Origin of the sequence: Rhodococcus sp. ARP2 (assembly GCF_001029585.1) — a bacterium.
GTDB lineage: Bacteria > Actinomycetota > Actinomycetes > Mycobacteriales > Mycobacteriaceae > Rhodococcus_F > Rhodococcus_F erythropolis.
Genome location: NZ_LEKE01000105.1, coordinates 77,376 through 84,383, shown reverse-complemented (window position 1 = coordinate 84,383; position 7,008 = coordinate 77,376). Strand labels below are relative to the sequence as shown.

5 protein-coding genes and 1 pseudogene are annotated in these 7,008 nt (G+C 64.3%); all 6 read left to right on the top strand.

The features are described 5' to 3' along the window. A pseudogene (locus ABX74_RS26600) lies at positions 1-487 on the top strand (phospho-N-acetylmuramoyl-pentapeptide-transferase); the annotation flags it as partial. A gap of 5 nt (positions 488-492) precedes the next feature. Continuing rightward, on the top strand, positions 493-2,016 hold the full coding sequence (gene murD / locus ABX74_RS26595) for a UDP-N-acetylmuramoyl-L-alanine--D-glutamate ligase (protein WP_047890080.1): 1,524 nt from the start codon (positions 493-495) through the stop codon (positions 2,014-2,016). Continuing rightward, positions 2,013-3,491: a putative lipid II flippase FtsW gene (ftsW, locus tag ABX74_RS26590; protein ID WP_019748873.1), complete on the top strand. Its 1,479-nt coding sequence runs from the start codon at positions 2,013-2,015 to the stop codon at positions 3,489-3,491. Before murD ends, ftsW begins: the two co-directional genes overlap by 4 nt. Further along, positions 3,488-4,657 (top strand): undecaprenyldiphospho-muramoylpentapeptide beta-N-acetylglucosaminyltransferase, encoded by a 1,170-nt coding sequence (murG, locus tag ABX74_RS26585; RefSeq protein ID WP_046378701.1) that lies wholly within the window; start codon positions 3,488-3,490, stop codon positions 4,655-4,657. Before ftsW ends, murG begins: the two co-directional genes overlap by 4 nt. Next, positions 4,654-6,162, top strand: coding sequence for a UDP-N-acetylmuramate--L-alanine ligase (murC, locus tag ABX74_RS26580; protein ID WP_019748871.1), 1,509 nt, complete (start codon positions 4,654-4,656; stop codon positions 6,160-6,162). The genes murG and murC overlap by 4 nt, the downstream gene beginning before the upstream one ends. Next, positions 6,159-6,965: a cell division protein FtsQ/DivIB gene (locus ABX74_RS26575; protein ID WP_019748870.1), complete on the top strand. Its 807-nt coding sequence runs from the start codon at positions 6,159-6,161 to the stop codon at positions 6,963-6,965. Before murC ends, ABX74_RS26575 begins: the two co-directional genes overlap by 4 nt. The last annotated feature ends 43 nt before the right edge of the window (positions 6,966-7,008 follow it).

Below are 7,008 nucleotides of genomic sequence, written 5' to 3'. Positions count from 1 at the left end.
TCTCGGCGCCTACGTCATCATCACGTTCTGGCAGTTCCGCTACTCGTGCGAGACGAATCCCGGTAAGGGTTGCTACGACGTACGAGACCCGCTCGATCTCGCGGTGCTCTGCGCGGCCGGCGCCGGCGCGTGCATCGGTTTCCTCTGGTGGAATGCCGCACCCGCCAAGATCTTCATGGGCGACACCGGTTCTCTTGCCCTCGGCGGCATGCTCGCCGGATTGTCGATCACCACAAGCACGGAACTGTTGATGGTGGTCATCGGTGCACTGTTCGTCGCGGAGGCCGCGTCGGTGGTGATCCAGGTAGCGGTGTTCCGGTCCAGCCGACGGCGGGTCTTCCGAATGGCGCCGTTCCATCACCACTTCGAACTCGCCGGGTGGGCTGAAACCACGGTCATCATCAGATTCTGGTTGCTGGCGGCTATTGCGTCGGCTATCGGATTGGCACTCTTCTACAGCGAATACCTCGCAGCGCTCGGAGGCTGAAAACCATGACCAGCTCAGCGGATTCCGAGAACGACCTGTCCTGGCTCCGCGGTACGCGAGTGCTGGTCGCCGGAGGGCGGGTGTCCGGTCAAGCGACCATCGAACCTCTCGTCGCGCTCGGCGCTGTCGTGACGGTCGCCGATTCGACCCTCGACTTCGCGCAGCGCTGCGCCGAACTCGGCGCGGACATGGTGACCACCACCTCGATCGAGGATGCCCCGGATTCGATCACCGAGTACGGGCTCGTCGTCACCAGTCCGGGCTTTCGGCCGGACGCACCGATCCTTGCAGCGGCCGCCGGTCACGGGATTCCCATCTGGGGAGACGTCGAGTTCTCGTGGCGCGTCGACCACAGCGGGCACTTCGGCGGACCCCGTAAATGGCTCGTCGTGACGGGGACGAACGGAAAGACCACGACGACGTCGATGCTGGCCTCGATTCTCGACGCCGCCGGAGTTGTCGGCCGAGCCTGCGGGAACATCGGGCTTCCGATACTCGAGGCACTCGCCGAGACGTCGCCGCGCGTGGAGTACCTCGCTGTCGAACTGTCGTCTTTCCAATTGCACTGGGCACCCTCGGTGCGTCCGGATGCCGGCGTGGTCCTCAATGTCGCCGAGGATCACCTCGACTGGCACGGCGGAATGAGCGCGTACGCCGAGGCCAAGTCGCGGGCGCTGAGTGGAAAGGTCGCGGTGGTCGGCCTCGATGACGCAATCGCTTCCGAACTGGGAACTCGCGCAACTGCAGACATTGTCACCGGGTTCAGATTGGGTGAACCGGGCGAAGGAGAACTGGGTGTCGAAGCGGGGCACCTCGTGGACAACGCTTTCGGCGATCACGTCCGCTTGGCCGAAGCAGCTTCCATAGATCCGGCCGGCCCGGCAGGCGTCATGGACGCGCTGGCCGCTGCCGCTTTGGCGCGGGCACTCGGATTCGAGGCCGACGTCGTCGAACGCGGTCTGGCCGCACACAAGGTCGGCCCACACCGAGGGGCCCTGGTCGGTCGTGTCGGGTCCGTTGTGTACATCGACGATTCCAAGGCCACCAATCCGCACGCAGCCAGGCCGTCGATACTCGCGCACGACCGCGTCGTCTGGGTTGCAGGCGGTCTACTCAAGGGCGCAAGCGTCGAGCAGTTGGTGAGCGAAGTGGGGCCGAGACTGTCCGGCGCCGTTCTTCTCGGCCGTGACGCCGGTGTGATCGAGGACGCGCTGGCGCGACACGCGCCCGATGTTCCCGTGGTGCACGTGCTGTCGGGGGACGATGAAGTGGTGAGCGAAAACAGCAGCAACTCGACTCTCACCATCCGGCTGCCGTCGGGTGCCGACGCGGATGCCGTCATGGCCGCAGTGGTCGTCGAAGCTGCCGAGTTGGCGTCCCCCGGTGATGCAGTTGTACTTGCCCCGGCCGCCGCGTCCTTGGACATGTTCGCCAGCTACGGACATCGTGGCGACAGTTTCGCCGCCGCCGTAGCCGCATTACCCGATCCGTTCACGGATTCGCCTGGCCAAGCCGGGAACTTGCTATGACCAAGGGTCCCAAGACCCGGATCGGTGCCTGGTTGGCGCGGCCGTTGGCGTCGTTCCACCTGGTGGTGACGATTGCCACGATGTTGACTGTCTTGGGGCTCGTGATGGTTCTGTCGGCGTCGAGCGTCGAGCAGTACGTGTCCGGTGGCTCGGCATATTCGTTGTTCACCCAGCAGTTGATCTTCGCGATTCTCGGGGCGGTGCTCTTCTACGTCGCGCTGCGGATCCCGGCGAGAGTGCTCCGGCAGTATTCGTTTCCGCTGTTCGTCGTCGTGCTGATCATGCTGGTACTCGTCCTGATTCCGGGAATCGGCACCGAAGCGCAGGGTGCGCGTCGCTGGTTCAACGTCGGTGGATTCTCGGTGCAACCATCGGAAATCATGAAGGTCGCCTTGGCGATCTGGGGCGCGCATCTGTTGGCCTCGAGGCGTCCGGACGACCGATCCGTGAAGTCGATCCTGATTCCGCTCGTGCCCGCTGCGATGCTGGTCTTCGCCTTGGTCGTCGCGCAGCCGAACCTCAGTACGACCATCGCACTGGGAATCATCGTCGGGGCCTTGCTGTGGTTCGGTGGGCTTCCACTGAAACTCTTCGGCTCGATCGCGCTGACAGGCGTTGTCGGCGCCGCTGTCCTGGCCATGACGGCGGGTTATCGATCCGACCGAGTCCAGGCCTTCTTCAACAAGAGCGATGACCTGCAGGGCAACAACTATCAGGCCAAGCAGGCTTTGTATTCGCTCGCTGACGGCGGCGTTTTCGGTCGCGGACTCGGGCAGAGCGTCGCCAAATGGAACTACCTACCGAACGCTCACAACGACTTCATCTTCGCGATCATCGGTGAAGAGCTGGGATTTGTCGGCTGCGCAGTGGTGATCGGTTTGTTCGCTGTATTCGTGTACACGGGATTGCGGATCGCAGCCCGCAGCATCGATCCGTTCTGGCGGCTTCTGTCGGCCACCGCAACTACCTGGATCGTCGGCCAGGCGATGATCAACATCGGTTACGTCATCGGACTGCTGCCGGTGACCGGACTCCAGTTGCCCTTGGTCTCCGCCGGTGGTTCGTCCTTGGCGATCACGCTGTTCATGTTCGGGGTCATCGCCAATGCAGCGCGCCACGAGCCAGAAGCAGTTGCCGCTCTGAACTCCGGGCAGGACGGCAAGATCTCGAAGTTGCTCAGACTGCCCAAGCCGGTGCTGTACCACCCGCCGTCAGGGGGCCGGCCTATCCGTCGACCGAAGCCCGCACGACAGATCGAACCGGCACGCGGACGCGACGGCCGGCGCGCGATCGAGACGGGCGATCGACGCAAGCGGGCAGATCAAGGCGCTCGCCCTTCCTCGGATTCCAACCGAGGTGCGGCCGCTGGGTCACGGAAGCGCACCGCGGGAGGGCAGAATGGTCAGCGTCGGCAGGCGCCGACACGTAGGGCACAAGATCCACGAGAAGTTCGAGAGCGAGGAATTCGTAGGTGAGCGGCAACAAATCGGCTCTGTCGGTAGTGGTGGCAGGGGGAGGCACGGCTGGTCACATCGAACCCGCACTTGCGGTCGCGGACGCGGTCAAGGCCGCTCAGCCCGACACCAGGATCACCGCACTCGGGACAGCACGTGGTCTCGAAACCACCTTGGTGCCTGCCCGCGGGTACACACTCGAGCTCATTCCGCCGGTTCCGCTTCCTCGTAAGCCCACGATGGATCTGGTGAAATTGCCGACACGCATCCTCGCCTCGGTGCGCAAGACCCGTGAGGTACTCGATTCCGTCGACGCCGACGTGATCGTCGGTTTCGGTGGTTACGTCGCGCTTCCGGCGTATCTTGCCGCACGTGGCGGTGTTCTTCGGCGCCGCCGCAAGATTCCGATCGTCATCCACGAGGCGAACGCCAGTGCCGGTATCGCGAACAAGATCGGTGCTCGCCTGGCGACGCGGGTGCTTGCTGCTGTTCCGGGTTCCGGAGTGAAGAACCGCGGCGATCAGGACGCCGAGATCGTCGGCATCCCGGTTCGCGCGTCGATCGCCAATTTCGATCGAGCGGGACTCCGCTCGCAAGCTCGCGAGTACTTCGGACTGCCTCAGGACGGTCCCGTTCTGCTCGTCTTCGGCGGATCGCAAGGCGCGAAGTCGCTCAACGACGCGGTGTCCGGAGCAGCGGAAGAACTGGCGAAGGCCGGGATCTCGGTCCTTCACGCACACGGACCCAAGAACTCCCTCGAGGTCACGCAGTACTCGCAGACGGCACCGTATGTGGCTGTTCCTTATCTTTCGCGGATGGATCTCGCGTATGCCGCAGCCGACGCGACGATCTGTCGTTCGGGCGCGATGACGGTCGCCGAGGTCTCGGCGGTCGGACTACCGGCCGTTTACGTTCCGCTGCCGCACGGCAACGGTGAACAGGAACTCAACGCGAAACCCGTTGTCGCAGCGGGCGGCGCGATCATCGTCTCCGACAACGAGCTCACGCCGACGTTCGTCGCCGGCACCGTCGTCCCGATGCTGAGCGACAGCGTGCGTCTCGACAAGATGAGCAGTGGCGCTGCCAATGTCGGGCACCGCACGGCGGCAACAGAGATCGCACGGATCGTGCTCGACATCGCGGCAAAGGAAAACGCCGTCCAGGAAAATGCAAGGGGAAACCGATGACCGCGCTGCCCGCCCACCTCGAGCGAGTACACATGGTCGGAATCGGCGGTGCCGGTATGTCCGGCATCGCTCGAATTCTGCTTTCCCGCGGGGGCCTTGTCTCGGGTTCGGACGCCAAGGAGAGCCGAGGAGTCCTGGCGCTTCGTGCACGCGGGGCACAGGTCCGGATCGGCCACGACGCCGATGCTCTCGACCTGCTGCCAGGTGGACCGACCGTCGTCGTCACGACGCACGCAGCTATCCCGAAGGACAACCCGGAACTCGTCGAGGCCGCTCGCCGCGGAATCCCGGTGATTCTTCGGCCGGCTGTCCTTGCATCACTCATGCAGGGCAATCGCACGTTCCTGGTTTCGGGAACACACGGCAAGACGTCGACGACCTCGATGCTCGTGGTCGCCCTGCAGCACTGCGGTTTCGACCCCTCGTTTGCCGTTGGCGGCGAACTCAACGAGGCGGGCACGAATGCCCATCACGGCAGCGGTGACGTTTTTGTCGCCGAGGCGGACGAGAGCGACGGGTCGCTGCTTCAGTACGACCCCAACGTGATCGTCGTGACCAACATCGAGGCCGATCACCTCGACTACTTCGGCAGCGTCGAAGCGTATGTGAAGGTGTTCGACGATTTTGTCGACAAGCTACGTCCGGGTGGACTCTTGATTGCTTGCCTCGACGATCCGGGATCTGCGGATCTCGCGAAGCGAATCGTGGCCTCGGGTCGTTCGGACATCCGTGTGCTCGGTTACGGATCAGCGGATGCGCAGGAAGTAGAAGCGGGCACTGCCTTCGAGCCTGTCGACGGCGTCGAGGTCGGAGTCCGACTACTGGGCTTCCATGCACACGACGTCGGGGGAGTCCTGCAGTTCCAACTGGCCGGTGAGAGCGCCGCGCGAACCGTGCGGATGGCAGTGCCGGGTCGGCACATGGCGCTCAACGCACTTGCCGCCCTGCTGGCCGCCCGTGATGCGGGCGCCGAGACCGAGGAGATCGTCGAGGGGCTCGCCGGATTCGGTGGCGTCCACCGCCGCTTCCAGTTCACCGGCCGCGAGCGTGGTGTCCGGGTGTTCGACGACTACGCCCACCATCCGACCGAAGTTCGCGCGGTTCTCGGCGCGGCCGCGGATCTGGTTCGACCGGAAGATGATTCGTCGTCGACCAATTCGGCAGCCGGACGTGTGATCGTGGTCTTCCAACCTCACCTCTATTCGCGCACAGCGGCATTTGCCGTGGAGTTCGCGCAGGCACTGGACTTGGCCGACGAGGTAGTGGTTCTCGATGTCTACGGTGCTCGCGAAGAGCCGATGCCGGGAGTCAGCGGTGCGCTTGTCGCTCAATCGGTCACCAAACCTGTTCACTATCAACCCGATCTGTCGCAGGCACCGAAGCAGGTGGCGGCGTTGGCTCACCCCGGCGACATCGTCATCACGATGGGCGCCGGTGACGTGACCATGCTCGGCAAACAGATCCTCGATGCTTTGCGTTCGGCGCCGCATCCCGCGCCGCGATGACACCCGACGCACGAAGTCGTCGCGGGCGTCGAGATCCTCAGGCCAGGCGAGCCACCAGTACGCGTCGGCGCAGTACTCGCACCGAATCGCGATATTCGACGCGGTCGACGGAGCCGGCTCCCGAACCCACGCCGACTCGTAAGTGGTTCAAGCGACCGCTGATCGTGGCACCGCTGGCAATCGTGCTGGTGGTGGGAATTGCGCTGACGGCCTGGTTGTCTCCGGTGCTCTCGGTCCGGGGCACCGAAGTTCTCGGTGCGACGACGGTCAGTGAGGAACAGATCCTTTCGCTCCTGGCAGTACCGACCGGTCAGCCGTTGATGCGGGTCGACACCGGCGCCGCCGCCGCACGTGTAGCGACGATTCCGAAGGTGGCCTCCGCCCGAGTTCAGCGGATGTATCCGTCGACCATTCGCGTCACCGTCACCGAACGGGTACCGGTTGTCTTCGTCGACTCACCCGAGGGGGCACACCTGCTGGACGAGAAGGGTGTCGACTTCGAGATGGGAGTCCCGCCGCCGGGGGTTCCGCGTCTGGTGACACCGACGCCTGGATGGAACGACGAGCCGACGCTTGCCGCGCTCGAGGTGTTGTCGGTGTTGCCGCCGGATCTGAGATTTCAGGTGGGAGAGGTTGCCGCTCGGTCGATTTCGAGTGTCACGCTGACTCTGCTCGACGGTCGCGTCGTAAACTGGGGCGGTGTCGAGCACTCGGATCGTAAGGCTGCCGTGACGCTTCCTCTGTTGACTCAACCGGGGCAGACGTACGACGTGTCCAGTCCTGATCTTCCGACGGTCCGATAGCGCACGGTGCACCCGTGCGCCGGTGCGTGGCAAATACTTCGGT

What these genes read in the sequence shown, in the direction of transcription:
- murD (WP_047890080.1), top strand. Translation starts at nt 493, where the DNA reads ATGACCAGCTCAGCGGATTCCGAGAACGACCTGTCCTGGCTCCGCGGT.
- murC (WP_019748871.1), top strand. Translation starts at nt 4,654, where the DNA reads ATGACCGCGCTGCCCGCCCACCTCGAGCGAGTACACATGGTCGGAATC.
- ftsW (WP_019748873.1), top strand. Translation starts at nt 2,013, where the DNA reads ATGACCAAGGGTCCCAAGACCCGGATCGGTGCCTGGTTGGCGCGGCCG.
- ABX74_RS26575 (WP_019748870.1), top strand. Translation starts at nt 6,159, where the DNA reads ATGACACCCGACGCACGAAGTCGTCGCGGGCGTCGAGATCCTCAGGCC.